The organism is Dactylosporangium thailandense, assembly GCF_059739745.1.
This window is the reverse complement of sequence record NZ_AP029195.1, coordinates 8,395,496-8,418,394: the sequence shown is the minus strand read 5'-3', so window position 1 is coordinate 8,418,394 and position 22,899 is coordinate 8,395,496. Positions and strand designations below refer to the sequence as shown.

The following is a 22,899-nucleotide window of genomic DNA, read 5'->3' as shown; positions in this document are numbered from 1 at the left end:
CGGAGGTCCGGTGCGGTCAGGCGACGGCGTGCTCGGCCCGATGGGCGGCCAGAGCGGCCAGGGCCCGCTGCCGCGGGATCGAGGAGACGCGGTCCGGCAGCCAGGAGTCGAGCCGTGCCCGCATGCCGTCGACCAAGCGGCGGCCGGCCGGCCCCAGCGCGTCCGACGTGTGCAGGGTCTCCAGGGTCTCGGCCACGGCCACCCGCCACCGGGTGAACTCGAAGGCGGCGGTGTCGTCGGCGGTGCGGGAGTACTCGGTGCGCCAGAAGTCCGCGATTGCGAGATGGGCGTAGCAACCGTGCAGCAGGGCGCCCGGCGGGCGTGGGTCGGTGCGCCACGGGGCGTAGTAGCGGCGGGCCGGCGGGTCCGGGCGCAGCATGTCGTGGAAGAGCAGCAGGGCGTTGAGCTTGCCGTGCTGCTGCTCGTGCACCAGGCCCGCCGCCAGGCGGCGCGGGTCCGGCGGGCGGGCCAGGGCCGCGGCGCCGAACGCGTCGCGGGACGTGGCGCTGCGGCCCGCCGCGGACAGCGGGACCACCGAGGTCAGGCAGCGGGACATGGACCGGACGTGCCAGGGGTGGTGGGCGGCCAGGAGTTCGCCCGCCGCGGCCGTGTCCGCTCGCCACCGCTCGGCCTCGTCGGGCGGGAGGCGGTCGGTGAGCGGCAGGTTGTAGACGCCGCGGTAGGGGTCCAGGTCGTCGAGGTACAGCCGCAGGGGGCCCGCCTCCAGGCGCAGCAGCGGCAACCAGGCCGACGCCCCGGCGACCGACAGGCCGGACGGCGAGACGGTCACCGTGGCCGGGCCGTCGACCAGGGCCGTGCCCCGCGCCGGGATCGACAGGCGGCCGCTCGGGGCGGGGGCGGTCCAGGTGGCGTCCAGGCCCGCGGCCAGCGCCGCCGCCGCCGCGACGCCGTGCAGGTGGTCGAGGTCCGCGGGGGTCGCGGGGCCGGTCAGGCAGTGGATGGCCCACGCACCGACCTGGGGGTGGCCGAGGACCGCCCTGGTGGCCGCGGGATTCTGGGCGTCGGCGGCGGCCAGGACGCGCGCGGCCTCGGGCGCCCGGTCGCGCGCGGCGTGGGCGACCTCGCGGACCAGCAGGACGTGCTTGGTGATCTGGCCCGCGCGCAGGGTGTCCAAGACCCGCTCGCCGCCGCGGCCGGTGGCGAGTTCGTCCAGGTCCTCGGGGCCGATGACCAGGGCGCGCGCTCGTGGCGAGGGGGTGGGGGTGTTCAGGGCTCGGCCCGGTCAGATGCTCGAATTGAAGCCGGCGACGGTTTCGTGGGGCTCGTCGACCTCGCCCAGCACGCGGCGGATCGTGTGAGCCAGGACACCGTTGCCCAAGGCGGCCAGGCGGGCCGGATCACGAAACGCATTCAGGACCGGTCCGTCACGCAGCGCATCCAGATCGGGTAAGCCGGGCTCGAACCCGCTGTCCGGATTGCCCGAAAGGTCGGTCAATGTCGCGTGCAGCCGGTCCGGAGTGTCCGTTTTAGTACCATCCCGCACAAGGCCTGCCTTCACTGGGCGTCACCTATGTCTATCATCCACGACGCCCTTCCGCCCGCCCGCGGTTGGCGTCGCGGCCCGGGAATTCTGCATGAACGGGCCGTACGCGGCAATCGACGTGCGTCGCCGCGGACGGCACGTGCAAAAAATAGTTGGTGCCTGGAAAGGTTTCGCAGGCGACCACCGGAATTCGCCCGGCGGAGGCAACGCGGGGGCCCTGGGGCCCGTCCGGATCAGAAGTCGCCCTCGGCCACCTGGAAGACCGTCAGGCCCAGGGCGCGCCACATCCGCACGACCTGCTGGCGGTCGTCGAACACGCCGATCACGTGGTACCGGCTGCGAATCTCCTGCTCGAAGATCTCCGCCTTCACGATCGAGTCGCGGCGCTGGTCGCCGAACCGGCGCATGAACAGCCCGCGGTAGGGCACGCCCACGTGCTCGGCGAGCCAAGCCTCGGTGTCGGCGCGGCAGTCGTCGCTGCGGCCCGAGCAGAACACGATCTCGTGCCCGGCGGCGTGCATGGCCCGGACCGCGGCGATCACGGGCTCGTTGGGGAGGTCCTCGCCGACGCGGGACATGTCGTACGGGCTGCGGCCGTTGAACAGCGCCACGGTGCCGTCGATGTCCACGAGCACCGCGCGCGGCGCGTCCGGCGGCGGCTCGTAGGCGACGCCGACGGTCTCGTCGAGCACCGGCAGGGGCAGCGGCAGCGACCGGCCGGCGAGGTACCGCTGATGCATCGATCGGATCACGGCCTCCCCGACGTGCCCCTCGCCCGTGCGCAGGGCGTCGCGGCGGACGCACTCCTCCACGGGCACGTCGGTGAAGTCGCGGACGGTGAAGTGCGCCTTGCACTTCGCGGCCAGCTCGGCGAACTCGCGCACCACGCGGCCGCGCAGGTTCGTGTCGTCGCAGACCACGTCGGCGCCCCCGCGCAGCAGCGCCTCGACGGCGGCGTGGTGCGCCTCCGTGACCTGGCGCTCGGCCCGGCCGCGCCGCTCGTCGTCGGGCACGCGGCCGCCGTGCATCATGCGGCGCAGGTCGTCGCGGTTGACCCGCACGAGGTGTTCCTGCTGCTTGGCCCAGGTGGTCTTGCCCGACGCGGGCAGGCCGCGGGTGATCGTGAGCGTCGCCATCTACTCGGCCTTCCCGTCGTTCTCGGTGGCGCTGACTGCCGGGCGTACCTGCTGCCACAGCAGAGCCCCGTAGTCCTTGTCGTCCAGGCGCAGGAACAGGCACCCGCGCCGGGGGCTGCGCGCCACGGCGAACGCGAAGTCCTTGCGCGTCCAGCCCTCGGGCAGGCCCGCGACGACCTGCGCGTACTCCTGCTCGACGGCCTTGGTCAGCTCCGCCACCGAGGCCGTGAGCCCGGCCGCGACGTCGCTCGCCCACGCGTGGAACTCGTCCGGCAGCGGCTCGAGCAGCTCGTCGAGCCGGTCGGCGAGCATCGCCTCCCACACGACCCGCGGGTTGAGTCCGGTGACGATCCGGTGCAGCCGCACGTACTCGGTGTACTTGATCTTCACCCGGGTGTCGGGGCCTGTGAAGTGCACCACGAGCCCCTCCCGGTTGTCGCGGGGCGGGGCGGCGAGGGCCTCGGCCAGGGTGCGGTACGAGAACGACTCCACCACCGGCCCGGGCCACCCCGGCACCGCGTCCGGGCCGTGGCTGCGGCCGGTCGCGATGTCCACGGCGCCGAGCAGCACCAGGTCGTCGAGGCCGTCGTAGTCCAGCACGATCCGGTTGGCGGGGTAGATGATCTCGAACAGCACCGTCAGGCCCGCGGGCGGCTCGAAGCGGCCGGCGTACCGTGACCGGAACACCGCCGTCGCGTGCCGCGCCTGCTCGGAGTCGAACGAGCCGCGGGTCGCCAGGGCCCAGCCGTCCGGCGTCGGGAAGAGCACGCCCAGCGAGCCGTCGGCCTTGTCCGTCACCGCGACGGGGCCCTCGAGGTCGAGCTCCGGGGCGCCCGGCTGGCCGTGGTTGAAGAACTTCGCGAACGGCCGCGCCAGCACCTGCCCGTCGCGAGCCACGACGAGGCCGCGGCACGCGAGGGTGGCCGCGTTCCACACGTTCTCGTACTGCGTCTTCTCCGTGTAGTTGTGGATCAGCAGCGGCAGTGAGGGGTGGGTCTGGGTGCGGATGTACCCGCCGCCGACCATGTCGGCCAGCAGCTTCGGGTCGCAGAGTTCATCGATGTGGAGGCCCATAGCGCGGTACAGCGTAGGCGTGGCGCGCCACCGCTCGCGACGGGAATACGGCCAGGGTGCGGCGCGTTGTGCGGGGCGGTCAAAGAGCTGTGCGGACGACATGGCAGACTTGACCGACGGCCAACTCAGGTTCCGGTTCACGTCCATGTGGCGACCCGGCGACCGACTGATCGAAAGGACCACGGCCATGAAGCCGGACATTCACCCGGAGTACGTGACCACCGAGGTCACCTGCTCCTGCGGCAACTCCTTCACCACCCGCAGCACCGCCAAGGGCGGGCAGATCCACGTGGAGACGTGCTCGGTCTGCCACCCGTTCTACACGGGCAAGCAGCGCGTGCTCGACACCGCTGGGCGGGTCGCGAAGTTCCAGCAGAAGTACGCGAAGGTCCAGGCCCAGAAGGCCGGCAAGTAGCTGCGCTTCCGGCGCCCGTCCACGACCCCGCAAAGGGTTGTGGACGGGCGCCGTCTTCGTGTTGAGGGAACCCGACCACGCTGGAGAGGACTGGAGAGGACATGACCGCCGACACCCGGCTCGCCACGCTGTTGGCGGAGTACCAGGAGATCGAGCAGAAGCTCGCCGACCCGAGCATCCACGCCGACCAGGCGCTGGCCCGCAAGACCGGCCGCCGGTTCGCGGAGCTGTCGCCGATCGCGAAGACCGCCGGCGAGCTCGAACAGGCACGGGAGGACCTCACGGCCGCGCGCGAGCTCGCGAGCGAGGACGCGGCGTTCGCGGCCGAGGCCGACGAGCTGCAAGAGCGCATCCCGCTCATCGAGGAGCGCCTCGCCGAGCTGCTCGCCCCGCGCGACCCCAACGACGCCAAGGACGTGATCCTCGAGGTCAAGGCCGGCGAGGGCGGCGAGGAGTCGGCGCTGTTCGCGGGTGACCTGCTGCGGATGTACCAGCGCTACGCCGAGCGGCACGGCTGGGTCACCGAGGTGCTCGACTCCCAGGAGTCCGACCTCGGCGGCTTCAAGGACGTCGCCATCGCGATCAAGACCCGCGGCATCCCCGACGGCGGCAACGGCGTCTGGTCGCGGCTCAAGTGGGAGGGCGGCGTGCACCGCGTCCAGCGCGTGCCGGCCACCGAGTCGCAGGGCCGCATCCACACCTCCGCGGCCGGCGTGCTGGTCACCCCCGAGGCGGAGGAGACCGGCGAGGTCGAGATCGACCAGAACGACCTGCGCATCGACGTGTTCCGCTCGTCCGGGCCGGGTGGCCAGAGCGTCAACACGACCGACTCGGCGGTGCGGATCACCCACCTGCCGACCGGGATCGTGGTCTCCTGCCAGAACGAGCGCTCCCAGCTGCAGAACAAGGACCGCGCGATGCGGATGCTGCACGCCAAGCTGGTGGCCCTGGCCGAGGAGCAGGCGGCGGCCGCGGCCGGGGACGCGCGGCGCTCCCAGGTCCGCACGGTCGACCGGTCGGAGCGCATCCGGACGTACAACTTCCCGCAGAATCGGATTTCCGACCACCGGATCGGTTACACCGCGTACAACCTCGACCTGGCACTCGGCGGGGACCTCGACAGCGTGCTGGACGCCCTGGCCGAGGCCGACCGCAAGGCCCGGCTCGCGGGAGAGGACCAGCTCAGCCGAGGGTGACGGGGGTCTAACGCCGACGTCACATTGCGGAAACGGTGCAGGGGCACCCTAGTGTCGGGTAGCGTTCCACGCGAAACCGGGCCGCACCCAGCGTGATCGCCGACACATCCGGAGGGCTGCTATGCCGTCGCCATCGACGCCAGTCGACATCTCCGCGGCTCCGCGGGCCGTGGTGAGCACCGCCGCCGACCTCATCTTCCGGGTCGGACGCTCGGTGCTGGGCGCCGACAAGGTCCCGACGGCGAAGGCGAACGCGTGGGCGGCCGTGTGCGCCGACCAGGAGCGCGCCCGCATCCGGGAAGAGAACGCCCGCATCGTGCTCGCCCGCTGAACTGCGATCGCCTAGGACGCCGCGCGGGGGCGCGGCGTCTTGGCGCGCAGCATCGCGTGGTCGGCCGCCTCGAAGGCCTCCGACACGCTCTGGAAGTCCTCGCCGGAGAGCCCGGCCCAGCCGATCGTGACGCCCACCGGCGTGCCCGGGACCAGCGACTGCCAGTCCTCGCCGGCGATCGCGCTCTCGATCCGCCGTGAGATCTCCCGCGCCTCGCCCGGCGAGGTGGTCGGCAGCACCACCACGAACTCGTCGCCGCCGTAGCGGGCCACGAAGTCGCCCTTGCGCATGACGCGGTTGAGCACCCCGGCCACCCGCTGCAGCACCAGGTCGCCCGACAGGTGGCCGTGCACCGTGTTCACCTGCTTGAACCCGTCCAGGTCGCAGACGCCGAGGGCCGCATGGCCGCCCGCCCCCACGAGCTTGGTGATGTGCTCCTCCAGGTAGCGGCGGTTCGGCAAGCCGGTCAGCGGGTCGGTCTGCGCCTCGCCCCGGTGGAAGTCGACCTTGCGGACCAGGTCCTCGTGGTCCAGCAGCGCCGCGACCCCGTCGACGAACAGGTCGCGCAGCAGGTCGAGCTGGGTGTTGGCGGCCCGGTAGGCGATGCGGTCCGCGTGGTAGGCCGAGCGGTAGTCGCCCGCCCCGAGGTGCGCCAGGGCGCGCAGGCGCAGCAGCTCGGCCGGGCCGAGCGAGTCGTCGCTGACCCGGGCCGTCTCCAGCCGGGCCACCGCCTCGATCGGGCGGCGCTCGGCGATCGCCTGGCACACGGCGCCGAGCGTGCGGAAGTCCTGCGCGCGCGTGGACAGGCCGGCCGACTCCAGCAGCGGCCACGGGTCGAGAGCGGGGGCGGAGGCGCCGAGGGTGCACAGCCGTACGACCGCATAGCCCATCGCGCCCCGGGCCACCGGACGCAGCCGGTCCACCTCGTCGTCGCGGACGCGGCGCTCGAGGTCCGAGGCGATGTCGCGCAGGATGCGCAGGCAGCCCTCGCTGTCGCCGCGATGGTCGAGGTCCACGGCGAGGCGCAGGCGGATCTGCGGCGCGGCGAAGTCGGTGCTCGCCGTCGGCACGCCGACCTCGACCGCGACCGCGCGGGCCCGGTCCATGGCGGAGAGCGCGTGGCCGTGGAAGCCGGTGTACGAATACGCCATCGCGAGGTTGTGCCAGCCCCACGCCGTGGTCTCGTCCATCAGCTCGACCGCGCCGAGCGCCCGGGAGCCGTGCACGAGGGCGCGCACGCAGTGGTCGAGCGAGCCGGCGCTCAGGGCCACGATCGCGGCCAGGGCCTGCAGCTCGCCGTACTGCCCCGGGTCCTGCAGATGCCGGGCGGCGGCCAGCCCGGCGTCCAGCGCCGCGGCGTACTCCTCCGACCGCCCCAGGTTGATCAGCGTGATGAGCCGCAGCTTGAGCGCCTCGACGCGCTCGGCCGGGGCCTGGTCGCCCTCGAGCACCCGCTCCACGACCGTGAGCGCCTCGCCGAGGCGATCGTCGAAGATGAGCCGCCGCGCGCGCGTCAGCTCAGCCGTGCGGTCGCCCACCGCCATCCGAACCCCCTCCAGCGCGCCTCATGATTATGGGGTGCACCGACTCGAAGATGACACGCCGGAACGAGAGTTGCCCACGCTTTCACAGCTGATCACGGCGGCGACCGCGACCCTGGCACAAGCCGGCGTGGCCTCGCCCCGCGTCGACGCCGAGCTGCTGGCCGCCCACGTGCTCGGCGTGCCCCGCTCCCGCCTGCTCACCGCCGCCGTCACCGGCCCGCAGGCCGCGGAGCTGGAGCGGCTGGTGGCCCGCCGCGCCGCGCGCGAGCCGCTGCAGCACCTGACCGGCACCGCGCCCTTCTACGGGCTGGAGCTCGCCGTCGGCCCGGGCGTGTTCATCCCGCGGTTCGAGACCGAGCTGCTGGTGGAGTGGGCGCTCAAGCAGCCGGCCCGGCGCGTCGTCGACCTGTGCTCCGGCTCGGGGGCGATCGCCGTGGCCTTCGCCGCCCGGCGCCCCGAGGCGGAGGTGCACTGCGTCGAGCGCTCCGAGCGGGCGCTGCCCTGGCTGCGGGAGAACGTCGCCCGCCTGGCCCCGGCGGTCCGGGTCGTCGAGGCCGATGTGTCCGACGGATCGGTTCTTTCCGATTTATCCGGTACCGTCGATCTGCTGCTGTGCAACCCGCCCTACGTCCCCGAGGCGACCCCGGTCGACGTCGAGGTGGCCGAGCACGACCCGCACGACGCGGTCTTCGCCGGCGACGACGGACTGGCCCTCATGCCGGCGATCGCCCGCACGGCGGCCCGGCTCCTGCGGCCCGGCGGCCGGCTGGCCATCGAGCACGACGACACCCAGGGCGAGTCGCTGCCGGAGCTGCTGCGCCGCACCGGCCTGTTCACCGACGTCGAGGACCACCGCGACCTGGCCGGCCGCCCCCGGTTCGTCACCGCGAACCGGGGCGACCGGCACCTCGACTGAGCGCCGCGGCCAGGACAGGGCCTAACGCGCCGCCACGATCAGGTTCGTCAGGAAGGCCACCGTGGCGGCCGGGACCGCGGCGGTGCCGGAGAGCGTCTCGTCGAGCCAGGACTCCCGGACGATGCCGTTGCCCCGCAGCGGGGCCACCGCGCCGGGGTCCGCGCGCCAGTGCTCCACCACGAGCGCCGCCCACTCGCCGGCCCCGAGCTGGGCCTTGCTGCCGCCCCGCACCCGCTGGCGGATCTTGCGGGCGAGCCGGCCGGCGGTGACGCGCGCGGCCGCGGCCCGGGTGCCGATGCCGCCCTGCCCCAGCTTGGCCGGGATGAGCCCGGAGTCGAGCGGCACCGCGGCGAGCTTCGGGTCGAGCCGCTCGATGAGCTGCCCGGTGAGCCGGCCGCCGCGCTTGTCGTCGGGCGACACCGCGTGCGCGAGCTGGACGAACCGGCGGTCGAACATCGGGTTGATGAAGAAGCGGTTGGTGGCCGCCACCGAGCCGTGCGCGCCGGCCCACCGCTGCATCCGCTGGAAGAGGTAGAACTGGTCGATCGCGCGCAGCCACTCGGAGGAGGTGCCCTCGAAGCCGGCCCAGATCAGCTCCAGCGCGTCGGTCTGCGCCCGCAGCGAATCCCTCAACACTGCCGGCATATTCTACCCTCGCCATTCCCCTCAGATTTCCACCTTCACAGTCGTCGCGCCGCCCGCGCGAATAATAAAGCCCCAGGGCGCACCCGAGACCGCCTCCCTCCCAGTTCCTCTCCCACAACGGCCAGCGCGAGCTGCTCCCTCATCCGCATCTTACGCCGCCGCCACGTCCCGCCTCACTAGTCTCAGCCATACTCTTCCCGTCTCACTTTACACTCAACCCACGATCCAAATAACTCCACCCACACACATAACTCCTCTACTTGCTGATCTCCCCGTCACGCCCCGTCACTCGCTCACCCGCGCACACTTGGCCGGCACCGCGCACAGCAGCACCCGGGTGTCCTGGCCGCCGGTCAGCTGCAGCACCGTGGCCGGGTGGTCGCCGAGATAGGCGGTCTGGAAGTCCTCGAGCAGCCCGGCCATCTCCTCGACGGCCGTCTCCACGGTGGGCGTCGCCCCTTCGAGCTGCAGGGACGGCTCGATGTACCGGCGGGCCCGCACCTGGCCGCCGGACAGCACGGCGAGCGAGCCGGCCTCGAGCTTGAACACGTCGCCGAACACGGTGCCCAGCCCGACCTGCCAGCCCACGAGGCTCTGCAGCCCCAGCGCGGCGGTGTTCAGCGTCGAGCCGGCCAGCGCCTTGAGCGCGAGGGCGCTCGTCGACACCGCGGCGACGCCGTCGCCCTGCCAGTAGAAGACCTGCAGGAAGCCCAGCCAGTCGGTCGCGACCACGGTCGGCGCGGCGGGGGACGACCGGTGCGCGGCCGCGAACGGCGGCACGAGCGCGGCCAGGGCCGTGCCGTCCACTCCGGAGCCGTCCTTGAGCAGTCCCGCCAGGGCGTCGGTGGAGACCTCGCCGGACCAGGTGCGCGCCGCGCGGCCGAGCCGCACCGTGAATCCGCCGGCCTGCTCCTCGACGCGGTCGCCCGGGTCCTGCGCGCCCAGCGCGACCCAGCCGTCGGCGCCGGAGAACACGGTGGCCTCGCCGAGGGCCGCGACCGCCGCCGGTGCCGGGGCGCCCGGCGCCGACCCCGGGGCGAACGAGACCGCGAGGAAGGACCTCACCGCGACCACCGCGCGGCAGGGAAGAATGGCAGCGCAGGACGCGAAAACATGGTGGCCATCGTAGACCTCACCCCGATCGGCCGGATGTCTCACCCATGACGCAAACCTGACATCGCGCGGGCCGCGACCTTCGCTGCGAATTGGCAGGTTTTCGCGCCGCGGGTCTGTGGTTAACTCTGCGGGTGTTGCGTCGAATCTGGGCGAGGCGAACGCTGGCCGAGGCTTTCTCGTCACGGGAGAACAGCTTCGGCTTCCTGCGGCTCCTGTTCGCCTTCCTGGTCCTGCTGTCGCACACCTTTCCGCTGGGTTACGCGCGCGACGATCCCGGGGCCGGCATCACCAACGGCCAGGCCGAATTGGGCGAAATCGGCATCATCGGCTTTTTCGTCATATCTGGGTTCCTGATCACCCGAAGCGGGATGCGCTTCGGGCTCGGCCGCTTTCTCTGGCACCGGGCCCTGCGCATCCTGCCCGGGTTCTGGGTCTGCCTCGCGGTGACCGCGTTCGTGCTCGCGCCGCTGGTCGCGCTGCTGGAGCGGGGCAACCTCAGCGGATTCTGGTCGCATCACGAGGGCCCCGCGCAATACGTCGCCAAGAACCTGTTCGTGGCGATGCAGCAATACGGGATCTCCGATCTCCTGCTGGACACCCCGTATGCGCACCGCACCGGCGACAGCGTCTTCGACGGTTCGCTGTGGAGCCTGATGTACGAGGTGGGCTGCTATTTCATGGTCGGCGGCCTGGCGCTCGTCGGGGTGCTGCGGCGCGCCAAATTCGTGGTGCTCATCATGGCCGCGGCCGGCTTCGCCATCATGATCTACGACCTCATCCAGGCCCCGAAGGTGCCGGGTCCGCAGGGAATCCACGGCCCGGTCCTCGGATTCAACGGCCTGGACCGGTACTCGCTGATTTACCTGACGTATCTGTTCCTGCTCGGGGCGTTGTTCGAGCTGTACAAGAACCGCATCGTCATGAACGACGCGGGTGCCCTCGTGGCCGTCGTCGTCCTGCTGGGCACCGTCCAGTTCGGCGGCGTCGCGGTGCTCGGCTACCCGGCCTTCGCCTACCTCATCCTGTGGCTGGCGATCCGGCTGCCCCGGTGGCTGCGCGGGATCGGCCGCAAGCAGGACTACTCGTACGGCTTCTACATCTACGCCTTCCCGGTCCAGCAGCTGCTGGCGCTGCTCGGGGTGCCGGACTGGGGCATGCTCGCCTACATCGCGCTCTCCACGGCCGGCACGTTCGTCCTGGCCGTGCCGTCCTGGCACCTCGTCGAGCGGCCCGCGATGGGCTTCAAGGACTGGACCCCGCGCCGCTCGCGCCGCCGGCCGGAGCAGCGGCCCGCCGCGGACCCGGCCGGGCCGCCCCGGGAGCTGGCGAAGGACGGCGCGTGATCAGCGCACGACGGCGGGGGACCAGGCGTCGGGGATGAGCACCCGCGAGGCGCCCGACCCGTCGGCCGGCACGACCCAGACGTCGCTGGCGGCCGGGCCCTCGCCGGCGCGCGGCAGGCCGTAGACCACCTGCGAGTCGTCCAGCCACTCGATCTGGTCGTCCACGCTGCGCGGCTCGGCCAGCCGGGTCGCCTTGCCGGTGGCGATGTCGTACACGGTCACGCCCCACTCGCCGGCGGGCCGTCCGGCCCGCTCCTTGAACGCGATCCGCTTGCCGTCCGGCGACAGCGAGGGGCACTCGGCGTCCTCCCGCAGCGCCTCCAGCCGGCCCGTCGACATGGTGCCGCGCACCAGCCACGTCTTCTTGCCGGAGGCCGCGGTGGCGTAGAAGTGGTCGTCGTCGGCGAACGTGACGCCCCACATGTTGCGGTCCTTGGCGTCGATCGCCTTGCCGTCGACGGTGAGCGTGAACTGCTCGATGTTCGTGGTCTTGCGGCCGGCGATGTTCGTGACCAGCGTCTCGGTGGAGAACTGGCCCGGCGAGGAGTAGTCGTGGCCCGAGACGAACGTCGTGGTCGCGACCATCGCGCCGTCGCGGGACAGCCGGGTCCGGCTCGGCACGCCCGACAGCGGCAGGTCCAGGACGGGGGACCAGTCCGCGCCGAGCACCCGGGCGGTGTAGGTGGTGACGACGCCCGGCTTCGCGGCCAGGCACACCGCCTGCCCCTCGCGGGCGTAGACCCGGTCGCAGCTCACCGGCGTGAACGCGCGGGGGCCGGCGGGCGCGGTGAGCGGCACCTCGGCGACCTTGCCGTACCGATCGCCCAGCGCCGTGCTGCGGAAGACGATGCGCGGCCCGCTCTGCACCGCGGTGAGGTCCTCGATGGTCGGCACCGGCGGCGCGTCCTGCGCCGCCTTGGTCTGGGCCCGCCGTGCGAACACGACGTAGCCCACCGAGCTGAGCAGGGCGACGGCGATGACGACGCCGAGGGCGATCAGTTTGGCGCGATTGCTCACGCGGCGGCCTCCGTGGTGGGTGCTGCCGCAACGGCCCGCAGCAGCCAGACGGCCACGGCCAGGGTGACGGCGAGCAGCCCCGCCACGAGGTAGAGCGCGTGGGTGCTGCCGAGCAGCAGCCACAGGCTGCCGAACGCCAGCGAGGACGCGAACCGGGCGAGCACGACCACGGTCTGGGCGGCCGCGATGCCGCTGCCGCGCGCCTGCGGGTCGACCAGCGGGGTGACCAGCGCCGGCAGGACGCCGTCGGTGGCGGCGTAGTACGTGCCGATGAGGGCCAGCACGACGATCGTCGCCGGGAGGCCGGTGAAGGGGCCGGCCGCGAACAGGTAGACCAGCAGCAGGGCGACGTGGCCGCCGAGGAAGACGCGGGTCCGCCCGATGCGGTCGGCGAGGCGCCCGAACGGGATGGCCAGCAGCAGGTACGCGATGTTGGTGCCGACGTAGAGCAGCGGGAAGTACTTCGCGGCGAAGTGGTCGCGCTCCTGCAGCGAGAGGTAGAGGAAGCCGTCGCCGACCGTGAACAGCGCCAGCAGCCCGGCCGCGACCAGCGGGCGGCGCAGCCGCGGCCCGGTGACCTCGCGCAGCAGGTGCCGCACGTTCTGGGCCGTGCGCGCGGTCTTCGCCCGGTGGTTGGGCACGAAGAGCACGATGACGGCCACGCCCACCGCGGCGAACCCGGCCGAGACGATCCAGACCGAGTTGTAGTCGCCGGGCACGAGCAGCAGCATCGAGAAGGCGACCAGCGGGCCGATGGCCGCGCCGATGGTGTCGAGCGTGCGGTGCACCCCGAAGGCGCGGCCGAGCGCCTTCGGGTCCGACGAGTCGGCGATGATGGCGTCCCGCGGCGCGGTGCGCAGGCCCTTGCCGAGCCGGTCGGCGGTCACCACGGCGCTGATCGGGCCGAGGCTGTGCGCGACCAGCATGCCGACCCGGCTCAGGGCGGACAGGGCGTAGCCGGTCGTCGCGACCCACTTGGGCCGGTTGGACCGGTCGCTGACGTAGCCGCCGCCGATGCGCAGCACGGCGCTGACGCCCTGGTAGAGGCCGTCGACGAAGCCGTACGCGAGCACGCCCAGGCCGAGCTCGGCGGTGAGGTACAGGGGCAGCACCGCCGACACCATCTCGGAGGAGACGTCGGTCAGCAGGCTCACGATGCCGAGCAGCACCACCGTCGTGGCGATCCGCGGGGCCGCCCGGGACGGCGACTTGGAGCCGGACTTGCCACCCGGACGGTCCCGCAGCGTCAGGTACATCTGGTGCTTCTCACCTTCGTGCGGCCCGCAGCGCCTCTACCACGATCTCCTGCTGGTCGGGCGTGATCTGGGGGAACAACGGCAGGGTCAGGATCTCCACGGCCGCCTGCTCCGCGTGCGGGAAACTGCCCTTGGCATAGCCCAGGCCGGCGAAGGCCGGCGTGAGGTGGATCGGGTAGGGGTAGTGGATGCCCGCGCCGACCCCGGCGGCGTTGAGCCGGGCCAGGACCTCGTCGCGGCGGGTGGCGGAGCCGTCCGGGCTCGCCTCCCGGATCACGTAAAGGTGCCACACGTGCTCGTTGCCGTCCAGCGTGACCGGGCGGGTCACGTCGAGGCCCTCGAGCAGCTCGTCGTACCGCGCGGCGGCGGCCCGGCGAGCGGCGTTCCAGCCGGCGAGGCGGGTCAGCTTGGCCCGCAGGACCACCGCCTGCAGCGCGTCCAGGCGGCTGTTGAAGCCGACCACGTCGTGGACGTACTTGGTCAGGCCGCCGTGGCTGCTGATCGTGCGCACCGAGACGGCCAGGGCCTCGTCGGCGGCGACGACCGCGCCGGCGTCGCCGTAGGCGCCGAGGTTCTTGCCCGGGTAGAAGCTCGTCGCGGCGATGCCCTCGGCGCCGGCGCCGGCCCCGAAGCGGGTCGCGCCCTGGCACTGGGCCGCGTCCTCGACGATGACGACGTCGGTCCGGGCCGCACTGGACAGGCCGGCCCGCAGCCGCTCGACCGGGGCGAGCTGGCCGTAGAGGTGCACCGGGATGATGGCCCGGGTCTTGGGCCCGACCGCGGCCAGCGCCGCGTCGACGTCGATGAGGTACGTCCGCGGGTCGCAGTCGACGAGCACCACGCGCGCGTTGATCCGGGCGACCGCCTCGGCCGTGGCGATGAACGTGTTCGCCGGCAGGATGACCTCGTCGCCGGGCCCGACCCCGGCCGCCCGCAACGCGAGCTCGAGGGCGTCCGTGCCGTTGGCGACCCCGACGCAGTGCGCGACGCCGCTGAACTCGGCGTATTCGCGCTCGAAGGCCGTGACCTCGGCGCCCCCGATGAACGCGGTGTTCTCCAGGATGCGCTTGAAGCCGAGGGCGACGTCTTCGGCGACCTCGGCGTGGGCCGCCTTCAGGTCGACAAGGGGGATCATGAAGCGGAACTCCCAACGAGCTTGGAGAGGATGCCGACGATGTGATCCTGGTCGGCCTCGGTGAGCTTGTGGTGCAGCGGCAGGATGAGCGAGTCGCGGGTGAGCCGCTCGGTGTTCGGCAGGCCGTCCGTCGGCGGGGCGTCCTGGTAGGCCGGCTCCAGGTGGGAGGCCATGATGCCGCGCCGCGCGGAGACCCCCGCCGCCGCGAGCTCGGACAGCACCCGGTCGCGGCCGACGCCGAACTCCGGCGAGAGCAGGACCCAGAACGACTGGAAGTTGGACTCGCCGTAGGCCGGATCGCGCACCGCCCACAGCCCCTCGACGTCCGCGAGCAGCTCCTGGTAGCGCGCCGCGAGCCGGCGGCGCTGGGCCACCAGCCCGGCGAGCCGGCCCAGCTGCACCAGACCCACCGCGGCCTGGATGTCGGTCATCCGGAAGTTCCAGCCGGTCTCGAGGTAGGCCTCGAGGATCGGCTGGGCGCTTGCGTGCCGGTCGGCGGCGGAGACGTTCATGCCGTGCTCGCGCAGCCGCCGCAGCCGGACCGCGCGGTCGGCGTCGTCGAGGGTGAGCATGCCGCCCTCGCCGGTCGTGATGACCTTGCGCGGATGGAACGACCACGCCGAGATCAGCGAGCCGGCCCCGACCGGGGCCCCGTAGGCGGTGGAGCCGGCGGCGCAGGCCGCGTCCTCGACCAGCGGGACGCCCCACTCGGCCGCGGCCTGGCGCACCGCTCGCACGTCGAACGGGACGCCGCCCTGGTGCACCGCGATGACGGCGGCCGTACGCCCGGTGCGCACCCGATCCAGCGTCTCCACGGTCACGTTGCCGGTCCGCAGGTCCACGTCGGCGAAGACCGGCGTGGCCCCCACGTAGCGGACCGCGTTCGCGGTGGCGATGAAGGAGAACGACGGCACGATCACCTCGTCGCCCGGCCCGACGCCGAGCGCGATGAGCGACAGGTGCAGCGCCGTGGTGCAGGAGCTGACCGCGACCCCCTGGCCGGCCCCGACCAGCGCGCTGAACGAGCGCTCGAACTCGGCCACGCGCGGGCCCTGGGCGACCCATCCGCTGCGCACGGCGTCGGCGGCGGCCTGGGCCTCCTCCTCGCCCAGCATCGGGATCATCACCGGGATGGTGGCGCTCATGCGCTCGCCCCGCCCGCGGGCTGGTCGGCGAAGCGCTCGGCCCGCCACCACTCGACGAGGGCCTGCAGGCCCTCGTTCATGGTCAGCTCGGTGCGGAACCCGAGCTTCTGCTCCGCGTGCGAGGTGTCGGCCAGGCGCCGCGTGACGCTGTTGACGGTGCGGGCCGGCCCGTGCTCGGGGCTCAGGTCCGACTTCATCACGGCCCCCAGCGCGGCGGCCAGCTCCTTGAGGCTGGTCTCCTCGCCGCTGGCGATGTTGAACACGTCGTCGGTCACGTCGGCCTCGGCGGCGAGAATGTTCGCGCGCGCGATGTCGGCGACGTGGACGAAGTCCATCGTCTGCAGCCCGTCGCCGAGGATCAGCGGCGGCGTGCCCGACTCGATGCGCTCCATCCACCGGATGAGCACCTCGGTGTACAAGCCGTGCACGTCCATGCGCGGGCCGTACACGTTGAAGTAGCGCAGCGCGACGTAGTCCAGCCCGTACATCGCGTGGAAGCTGCGCAGCATGCCCTCGTTGAAGGCCTTGGCCGCGCCGTAGAACGTGTCGTTGTTGTACGGGTGGTGGCGCTCGGTGGTCGGGAACTGCTCGGCCAGGCCGTACACCGACGCCGACGACGACGCGACGACCTTGCGCACGCCGGCCGCCTGGGCCGCCTCGAGCACGTTGAAGGTGCCGTCCACGAGCACCTCGTTGGCCAGGCGCGGCTCGCTGGCGCACTGGGTGATCCGGATGGCCGCGAGGTGGAAGACGAGGTCGATGCCCTGGCTGAGCTCGTGCACCAGCGCGGCGTCGCGGATGTCGCCCTCGACCACGCGGACCGGCCCGTTGGCGCTCGCCCAGGCCAGGTTGGCCATCCGGCCCCGCACCAGGTTGTCCAGGACCACGATGTCGGCGGCCCCGCCCTGCGCGAGCAGGTCGACCACGTGGGAGCCGATGGTGCCGGCGCCCCCGGTCACCAGGACGCGCGCTCCGCGAATCGGCACAGACGCATTGCCCATCAGTCTTCACCCTCCAGGGGGACAGCCACTCCGCCGTCGGCGAGGCTACGCGACGCGGCCTCCAGGATCTCCAGGACCCGCAGCCCCGCCCGCCCGTCGGTGAGCGACGGCACACCGGTGCGGATGGCGGCCGCGAACGCGGTGACCATCTGCCCGAGCGCCTCCTTCTCGGTCAGCGCGGGCGCGAGCATGTCGCCGGAGCGGTACGAGATCTGCATCTCGCGGCGCTGGTCCGGGGCCAGCTCGTCCGGCGCGGCGACCTCGACGCCCCGGTCGTAGATGGCGATGCGCTGGGTCGGGCTGAGGTCGTCCCACACCAGGGTCCGCTTCGAGCCGCCGACGATGGTCGTGCGCACCTTGATCGGCGAGAGCCAGTTGACGTGCACGTGCGCGATGGCGCCGGTGTTGAGCTGCAGCGTGAGGTAGGCGACACAGGCGCGGCCGGCGCCGATCGGGTCCGCGCCGTGCGCGCTGACCGAGACCGGGCGCACGCCGTCGGGCAGCACGAAGTCCAGGATGGACAGATCGTGCGGGGCGAGGTCCCACAGCACGTCGATGTCGCGCTGCACCAGGCCGAGGTTGATCCGTACGGAATCCAGATAGTGCAGCTCGCCCAGCTCACCGCTCTGGACAGCCTCGCGGATCCGGGTCACCGCCGGGGTGTAGCAGTAGGTGTGGTCGCACATGAGGGCGAGGCCGCGGTCTTCGGCCTCGGCCACCAGCCGGCGCCCCTCCGCGACCGTGGCCGCCAGCGGCTTCTCGACGAGCACGTGCTTGCCCGCCCGCAGCGCGGCGAGCGCCACGTCCACGTGCGTGCCCGCGGGGGTGGCGATGGCGACGGCCTGCACGCCCGGGTCGGCGAGCACGGTGGACAGGTCGTTCGTGGCCTCGACCGTGGAGTAGGCGCCCAGCACCCGCCGGGCACGCGTGACGTCCAGGTCGCACAGCGCTCGCAACCGGAAGGACGGCGATGCCATGAAGTTGCGCACGAGATTCGGCCCCCAGTAGCCGGCCCCCACGACGGCTACGCCGATCGGCTCAGAGTCGGCCTGGACGTTTGTTGAATTCACACATACTCGATTCGGTCAACCCGACATAGGCCGAGAGGTGGACGATTTCCGGCACAACGTGTTGAGCACGACACGCACGCGGCACGGGCAAGCTACCGCTACAGTCAAGCAATGGCGCGGCACTGACGGAAATCTGGCACAGTGATCCTTTTCCTGCAACACGCTGAGCAGCCATCTTTCGTCGTGAATAAAGATGATCGTGGCCGTGACGGTCGTGGATTCCGGCCGGTCGGACGAGTTGCGCGGACGCCGCTAAGCGCCCGGCGGGCGCCCCTGCGGGATGGCGGCCCGTGAATGGACACGGATTGAAAGTCGCATACACTGCGACGAACTTGGAACTGGGGTAGCCGCGGCTTGATTGCCATCCTTAGGGGGACATGGCCAATGGTGCACTCGAATCAGGGCAGGCGACTGGGCCGCAGAGGATTGATTCTGATCGCTGCATCCGGGGCGCTGCTCCTCGCGGGGGCCGGGCTGTGGGTGGTGACCAGCCGGGCCAGCTCCGTGCCGAAGTGCGCGCCGGGCCAGAGCGCGGCCGAGTGCCGGGCGCTCACCGGCGGCTCGGGGTCGGCCGGCGGTGACTCGTCGGAGCAGCTGGGCGACGGGGCCGACCCGGGCAAGGCGGGGCTCGGCAGCGCCAAGCCGTCCGGTAGCGCCGCCGGTGCGTCCGCGGCCGGCGGGAGCGGGGCCGGCGGCGGAACCGCCAGCGGGAAGTATCCGGCCCGCTACTCGGTGGGTGCGCCGGGCGTTGGCAAATACAAGCAGTCCGACGCGAAGCTTCCGGTGCCGCCCGGTTATCAGGAAGTGGCGGCGAGTGACAGCCAGAGCAAGGCGTACAACCTGTACACCTGCGGGAACGTCACCCTCGATCACAAGTACATCCACGGCTTCATTTACATCGGCACGGACTGTCACGGCACGGTCAACATCACGAACTCGATTATCGCGCCGCCGCCGGGTTCGAATCAGCGCGCGATTCTCGTGAACGCCAACGGTTCGGGCAAACTGACGCTGAACATATCCAACACCACCATCCGCCCGGAGCCGGTCGGTTTGGGACAGAAGAGCGGATCGCTCAACGACCACGCGATCAATGACTGCGGGACGTGCACGATCCACCTGAACCGGGTCGACGTGGCCAATACCGGCGGTATGTGCCTGTGTGGCCAGAATGTCACGATCGAGAACAGCTGGTTGCACGACAATTACATCGCCAACCTGACCGACCCGTCGGCGGCGCACACCGGGGGTGTGTTCCCGTACGGCGGCACCGGCCCGCTGACGATCAAGAACAGCCGGCTGGAGCCGGGCGTCAACGCCTACACCGGCCAGGAGATCCCGAACTACTGGCAGGCCATCACCGCGGTGCTGTTCACCCAGAGCTCCGGCGGCTCGACGCTGACCAACTACAGCGTCACGGACAGCTTCATCTCGCTCGGCGCCTACGGGTTCTACGCCCAGGACGGCCAGAACCTGCGGGTCCGCGGCAACGTCTTCGGCCCGACGCACTGGGGCCGCACCGGCCCCTGCTCCGGTGGCTGCAAGGTGACCTACTCCGAGTGGGCCGACAATGTGGCCGGGTCCATCGACGGAACGCCGACGGGCGAGCAGGTGCAGAAGCCGTCCTGATCCATGTGATCACCACAACACCTGGTCGCGAGTCGGATTTGAGACTGCCTCGCGTGATTTTCTGCTCTTGAGACCGACTCTTTCCAGGCCGGTGGCCCGGTATTGTTGCGCACCGGTCGCCGGTCATCGGCCGGTGTAGCCGCGCGATTTCCACGCATTTGCATATAACGCTGGGGAGGAAAGTCCTATGGTGTCGACGGCATCCCCGCCGGCCCGGATCGCCTTCAGCCCGACCGCCCCGGCCGCCGGAGACGAACGGCTGACCGGCCGGCCCGGCGAACCCGATGACCACCGGCTCTACCGCCGGATGCGCTTCATCCGCCGGTTCGAGGAGACCCTGCTGGCTCTCTTCGAGGAGGGGGTGCTCAACGGCACCACGCACGCCTGCATCGGCCAGGAGGCCGACGCGGTCGCCGTGATGGAGCACCTGAATGACGTGGACCACGTCTTCAGCAACCACCGCTGCCACGGCCACTACCTCGCCCGCACCGGCGACGCGCTCGGCCTGCTCGCCGAGATCATGGGCAAGGAGGCGGGCGTGTGCCACGGCAAGGGCGGCAGCCAGCACATCTGCGCGCCCGGGTTCAAGTCCAACGGCGTGCAGGGCGGCATCGTCCCCGCGGCCGCGGGCATCGCGATGGCCGGCCAGCTCGACGGCTCCGACATGGTCAGCGTGGTGTTCATCGGCGACGGCACCCTCGGTGAGGGTGCCGTGTACGAGACCATGAACATGGCCTCGCTGTGGCGCCTGCCCCTGCTGGTGGTGTGCGAGGACAACCGGTGGGCCCAGAGCACCCCGGTCGAGGCGAACCTCGCCGGCGGCATGGCCGCCCGGTTCGAGGCGTTCGACGTGCCGGTCCGCGAGATCGACAGCACGGACGTGCTCGAGCTGCGCGAGGCCGCCCGCGCCGAGCTCGACGCGGTCCGCGCCGGCGGCGGCCCCCGGGTGCTGCTCATCCACACCTACCGGCTGTGCCACCACTCGAAGAGCGACGACGAGCGCCCCGCCGAGGAGATCGCCGCGCACTGGCTGGTGGAGCCGCTGGTCGTGCACGGGCGCCGGCTCGCCGACGCCGACCGGCGCGCGATCGACGACGAGGTGGAGCTGGCCCTGGCCGAGGTGGTCGCGACGGCGAGGAACCTGCCATGATCTTCGCGAAGGAACTGGGCGACGCGCTGCGCGGGTGCCTGACCGACGACCCACGCGTGGTCGTGCTCGGCGAGGACATCGCCGACCCGTACGGCGGGGCGTTCAAGGTGACCCGCGGCCTGTCGACGGACTTCCCGGCCCGGGTCCGGACCACCCCGATCAGCGAGGGGGCCGTCGCCGGGATCTCGGCCGGGCTCGCGCTGGCGGGCTACCGGCCGATCGCCGAGATCATGTTCGGCGACTTCCTGACGCTGGTCTTCGACCAGGTCGTCAACCACATCGTGAAGTACCAGGCCATGTACGCCGAGCAGGCGACGTGCCCGGTCGTCATCCGGGCGCCCTCGGGCGGGCACCGCGGCTACGGGCCCACGCACAGCCAGAGCCTCGAGAAGCACTTCCTCGGCGTGCCCCATCTGCGCGTCGTCGCGGCCTCGCTGTACCACGACCCGAAGGCCGTCTTCGCCGACTTCCTGGGCCAGGACAGCCCGGTGCTCTACATCGAGCACAAGCTGCTCTACCCGCAGCACCTCACGCTGCCCAGCGGCGGCGCGGTGGGCGACCTGATCGCCTCCCACGACGCGGGCCCCGGCGCGCTGCCGACCGTCCGGCTCTCCGCGGTGCCGCGCGAGGACTGCACGATGACCGTGCTCGCCTACGGCTACCAGGCGCTGCTCGCCGCCCGCGTGGTCGAGCGGCTGGCCGTCGAGGAGGAGATCTTCGCCGAGCTGCTGGTGCCGGCCCAGATCGCCCCGATGGACTGGGCGCCGGTGGAGCGGTCGGTGCGCGCCACCGGGCAGCTCATCACCGTCGAGGAGGGGGTGAGCGGCTGGTCCTGGGGGACCGAGGCCGCCGCCGTCGTCTCCGAGCGGCTCTTCGGCGAGCTGCGCCGCCCGGTCCGGGTCGTCGCCAGCGACCCGACGATCATTCCGTCGTCGAAGTCGCAGGAAAGCCTGATGCTCGTCGGCGAACACCAGATCGAAGCGGCCATCCGCGCCGCTGCCTGACGCCTTTTGTGTGCTTTGAGGAGACAGAGCGTGAAGCCGGTCCTGGTTCCGACCAACGACGTCAACAGCGAGCACGGCATCGTCGTGAACTGGTTCGTCGACGACCGCGACAAGGTGGAGGCCGGCGCCCTGCTCGTGGAGGTCGAGACCAGCAAGGCGGTGCTGGAGGTGTACGCCCCCGAGCCGGGCGTCGTGCTGCACCTCGTCCGCCAGGGCACCGAGGTGCCGCTGACGGAGCCGGTGGCGATGCTCTTCGACAGCCTGGCCGACCTCACGGCCTACGCCGACCGGCTCGCCGCCGAGGCCGAGGCCCGCGCGGCGGCGCCCGGGGCGGCCCGGGCCACCGTCAAGGCGGTCCAGCGGGCGGCGGAGCTCGGTGTGGACCTGTCCACATTCGACGGTTCGCGCCTGATCACGGCGAAGGACGTCGAGGCGGCCTCGAGCGCGTCACAGGCCGAGCCGGTCACCGTCGACTACTCGGCGATGCCGGCGGCGCTGGCGACGGAGCCGGGCGTCGCCCGCATCCTGCTCATCGGCGGCGCGCTGGGCGCGACGCAGGTCATCGACATCTTCAGCCAGGTGCCGAACCAGCGGGCGGTGGCGATCGTGGACGACGACCCCGGCCGCTGGGGCACCGACGTCCACGGGGTGCCGATCGTCGGGGGCAGCGACCGGCTGGCCGCGCTGTTCGCCGAGGGCGTCTTCGAGGCGGCCGTGATCGCGATCGGCTCGTCGGTGGACACCCGCGCCCGGTTCCGCAAGATCTGCGCGGAGGCGGGCATTCCGCTGGCCAACGCGATCGATCCGACCGCGAAGATCGCCACCGACGTCGTCATCGGCCAGGGCAACATCATCTGCGCGTTCTGCCACCTCGGCACCGGCGTGCGGATGGGGGACAACAACTTCCTGTCCGCGTACAACTCCTTCGACCACCACAGCGTCATCGGCTCCGACAACGCGACCGGTCCGAGTTGCGTGTCGTCGGGCAAGGTGACCGTGCGCGACCGGGTCCGGCTCGGCACGGGCATTTTTCTGGAGCCCGGGGTGGTGCTCGGTGACGGCGTGCAGGTAGCGTCCGGTGCGGTGATCGTGACCTCGGTACCGGCGAATCACGCGGTCAAGACCAAGGTCGTCACCACCACCGTCGTCCCGCGCCGTTCCTGACCGGAAACGGCGTCGGCTCGGCATCGTGAACGGCCGGGCCCGGCTCGGCCGCCGCCCGCGGTGCCCGGGCCGACCACGCCGAACGCGCCCGAGCGGCCGTTCGGAGCA

General features: G+C 71.9%; 22 protein-coding genes. 9 read left to right on the top strand and 13 right to left on the bottom strand.

What is annotated here, in order from left to right; translation table 11 throughout:
* Positions 1 to 16: 16 nt before the first annotated feature.
* The 4 genes from AC6JBM_RS37415 to AC6JBM_RS37400 form a co-directional block, all read right to left on the bottom strand.
* Entirely contained in the window at positions 17 to 1,135 is a 1,119-nt protein-coding gene (locus tag AC6JBM_RS37415) for an aKG-HExxH-type peptide beta-hydroxylase (RefSeq protein WP_497978621.1), read from the bottom strand.
* Between the two features lie 108 nt (positions 1,136 to 1,243).
* A complete protein-coding gene (gene fxsA / locus AC6JBM_RS37410) occupies positions 1,244 to 1,519 on the bottom strand; it encodes an FxSxx-COOH cyclophane-containing RiPP peptide (RefSeq protein ID WP_497978620.1) in 276 nt (91 codons plus the stop codon).
* A gap of 218 nt (positions 1,520 to 1,737) precedes the next feature.
* A complete protein-coding gene (locus AC6JBM_RS37405) occupies positions 1,738 to 2,640 on the bottom strand; it encodes a phosphatase domain-containing protein (protein ID WP_497978619.1) in 903 nt (300 codons plus the stop codon).
* Positions 2,641 to 3,714: an RNA ligase gene (locus tag AC6JBM_RS37400; protein WP_497978618.1), complete on the bottom strand. Its 1,074-nt coding sequence runs from the start codon at positions 3,712 to 3,714 to the stop codon at positions 2,641 to 2,643. It abuts the gene before it with no gap.
* 187 nt (positions 3,715 to 3,901) lie between these two features.
* Between AC6JBM_RS37400 and rpmE the strand changes: the two genes are divergently transcribed.
* The 3 genes from rpmE to AC6JBM_RS37385 all read left to right on the top strand — a co-directional run bounded on the left by rpmE (position 3,902) and on the right by AC6JBM_RS37385 (position 5,656).
* The gene (gene rpmE / locus AC6JBM_RS37395; RefSeq protein ID WP_497978617.1) at positions 3,902 to 4,129 is read left to right on the top strand and encodes a 50S ribosomal protein L31; all 228 of its coding nucleotides are present in this window, start codon (positions 3,902 to 3,904) and stop codon (positions 4,127 to 4,129) included.
* Between the two features lie 101 nt (positions 4,130 to 4,230).
* Positions 4,231 to 5,325 (top strand): peptide chain release factor 1, encoded by a 1,095-nt coding sequence (prfA, locus tag AC6JBM_RS37390; protein ID WP_497978616.1) that lies wholly within the window; start codon positions 4,231 to 4,233, stop codon positions 5,323 to 5,325.
* A 121-nt stretch (positions 5,326 to 5,446) separates the two neighbouring features.
* The gene (locus AC6JBM_RS37385; protein WP_497978615.1) at positions 5,447 to 5,656 is read left to right on the top strand and encodes a hypothetical protein; all 210 of its coding nucleotides are present in this window, start codon (positions 5,447 to 5,449) and stop codon (positions 5,654 to 5,656) included.
* 11 nt (positions 5,657 to 5,667) lie between these two features.
* Here the strand turns inward: AC6JBM_RS37385 and AC6JBM_RS37380 are convergent, their stop codons facing one another.
* On the bottom strand, positions 5,668 to 7,200 hold the full coding sequence (locus AC6JBM_RS37380; protein WP_497978614.1) for a GGDEF domain-containing protein: 1,533 nt from the start codon (positions 7,198 to 7,200) through the stop codon (positions 5,668 to 5,670).
* 34 nt (positions 7,201 to 7,234) lie between these two features.
* On the opposite strand from AC6JBM_RS37380, the gene prmC reads away from it, so the two are divergent.
* Positions 7,235 to 8,116, top strand: a complete 882-nt coding sequence (gene prmC, locus AC6JBM_RS37375) for a peptide chain release factor N(5)-glutamine methyltransferase (protein ID WP_497978613.1) — start codon at positions 7,235 to 7,237, stop codon at positions 8,114 to 8,116.
* Positions 8,117 to 8,137: 21 nt separating this feature from the next.
* On the opposite strand, the gene AC6JBM_RS37370 is transcribed toward prmC, so the two are convergent.
* Both AC6JBM_RS37370 and AC6JBM_RS37365 read right to left on the bottom strand, forming a co-directional pair.
* Positions 8,138 to 8,752 carry a hypothetical protein gene (locus AC6JBM_RS37370; RefSeq protein WP_497978612.1) on the bottom strand — a complete coding sequence of 205 codons (615 nt, stop codon included), beginning with the start codon at positions 8,750 to 8,752 and terminating at the stop codon, positions 8,138 to 8,140.
* Positions 8,753 to 9,046: 294 nt separating this feature from the next.
* Positions 9,047 to 9,826, bottom strand: a complete 780-nt coding sequence (locus tag AC6JBM_RS37365) for a hypothetical protein (protein WP_497978611.1) — start codon at positions 9,824 to 9,826, stop codon at positions 9,047 to 9,049.
* Between the two features lie 182 nt (positions 9,827 to 10,008).
* On the opposite strand from AC6JBM_RS37365, the gene AC6JBM_RS37360 reads away from it, so the two are divergent.
* Complete coding sequence (locus AC6JBM_RS37360) at positions 10,009 to 11,220, top strand: acyltransferase family protein (protein WP_497978610.1); 1,212 nt, start codon at positions 10,009 to 10,011, stop codon at positions 11,218 to 11,220.
* Here the strand turns inward: AC6JBM_RS37360 and AC6JBM_RS37355 are convergent, their stop codons facing one another.
* Genes AC6JBM_RS37355 through AC6JBM_RS37330 form a run of 6 tightly spaced genes read right to left on the bottom strand, consistent with a single transcriptional unit; the run spans position 11,221 to position 17,844 of the window.
* Complete coding sequence (locus tag AC6JBM_RS37355; RefSeq protein WP_497978609.1) at positions 11,221 to 12,237, bottom strand: TolB family protein; 1,017 nt, start codon at positions 12,235 to 12,237, stop codon at positions 11,221 to 11,223.
* Positions 12,234 to 13,493, bottom strand: coding sequence for an MFS transporter (locus AC6JBM_RS37350; RefSeq protein ID WP_497978608.1), 1,260 nt, complete (start codon positions 13,491 to 13,493; stop codon positions 12,234 to 12,236). Before AC6JBM_RS37350 ends, AC6JBM_RS37355 begins: the two co-directional genes overlap by 4 nt.
* Positions 13,494 to 13,503: 10 nt before the next feature.
* Positions 13,504 to 14,628: a DegT/DnrJ/EryC1/StrS family aminotransferase gene (locus AC6JBM_RS37345; protein ID WP_497978607.1), complete on the bottom strand. Its 1,125-nt coding sequence runs from the start codon at positions 14,626 to 14,628 to the stop codon at positions 13,504 to 13,506.
* Entirely contained in the window at positions 14,625 to 15,773 is a 1,149-nt protein-coding gene (locus AC6JBM_RS37340; RefSeq protein ID WP_497978606.1) for a DegT/DnrJ/EryC1/StrS family aminotransferase, read from the bottom strand. Before AC6JBM_RS37340 ends, AC6JBM_RS37345 begins: the two co-directional genes overlap by 4 nt.
* Complete coding sequence (locus tag AC6JBM_RS37335) at positions 15,770 to 16,774, bottom strand: NAD-dependent epimerase/dehydratase family protein (protein WP_497978605.1); 1,005 nt, start codon at positions 16,772 to 16,774, stop codon at positions 15,770 to 15,772. The genes AC6JBM_RS37340 and AC6JBM_RS37335 overlap by 4 nt, the downstream gene beginning before the upstream one ends.
* The gene (locus AC6JBM_RS37330) at positions 16,774 to 17,844 is read right to left on the bottom strand and encodes a Gfo/Idh/MocA family protein (RefSeq protein ID WP_497978604.1); all 1,071 of its coding nucleotides are present in this window, start codon (positions 17,842 to 17,844) and stop codon (positions 16,774 to 16,776) included. The genes AC6JBM_RS37335 and AC6JBM_RS37330 overlap by 1 nt, the downstream gene beginning before the upstream one ends.
* A gap of 384 nt (positions 17,845 to 18,228) precedes the next feature.
* Here AC6JBM_RS37330 and AC6JBM_RS37325 point away from each other — a divergent pair, with 384 nt between their 5' ends.
* The 4 genes from AC6JBM_RS37325 to AC6JBM_RS37310 all read left to right on the top strand — a co-directional run bounded on the left by AC6JBM_RS37325 (position 18,229) and on the right by AC6JBM_RS37310 (position 22,791).
* Positions 18,229 to 19,473, top strand: coding sequence for a hypothetical protein (locus tag AC6JBM_RS37325; RefSeq protein WP_497978603.1), 1,245 nt, complete (start codon positions 18,229 to 18,231; stop codon positions 19,471 to 19,473).
* 187 nt (positions 19,474 to 19,660) lie between these two features.
* The gene (locus tag AC6JBM_RS37320) at positions 19,661 to 20,623 is read left to right on the top strand and encodes a thiamine pyrophosphate-dependent dehydrogenase E1 component subunit alpha (RefSeq protein WP_497978602.1); all 963 of its coding nucleotides are present in this window, start codon (positions 19,661 to 19,663) and stop codon (positions 20,621 to 20,623) included.
* Positions 20,620 to 21,627, top strand: a complete 1,008-nt coding sequence (locus tag AC6JBM_RS37315) for an alpha-ketoacid dehydrogenase subunit beta (protein WP_497978601.1) — start codon at positions 20,620 to 20,622, stop codon at positions 21,625 to 21,627. Before AC6JBM_RS37320 ends, AC6JBM_RS37315 begins: the two co-directional genes overlap by 4 nt.
* Positions 21,628 to 21,657: 30 nt before the next feature.
* Positions 21,658 to 22,791, top strand: coding sequence for a biotin/lipoyl-containing protein (locus tag AC6JBM_RS37310; protein WP_497978600.1), 1,134 nt, complete (start codon positions 21,658 to 21,660; stop codon positions 22,789 to 22,791).
* Positions 22,792 to 22,899: the final 108 nt, after the last annotated feature.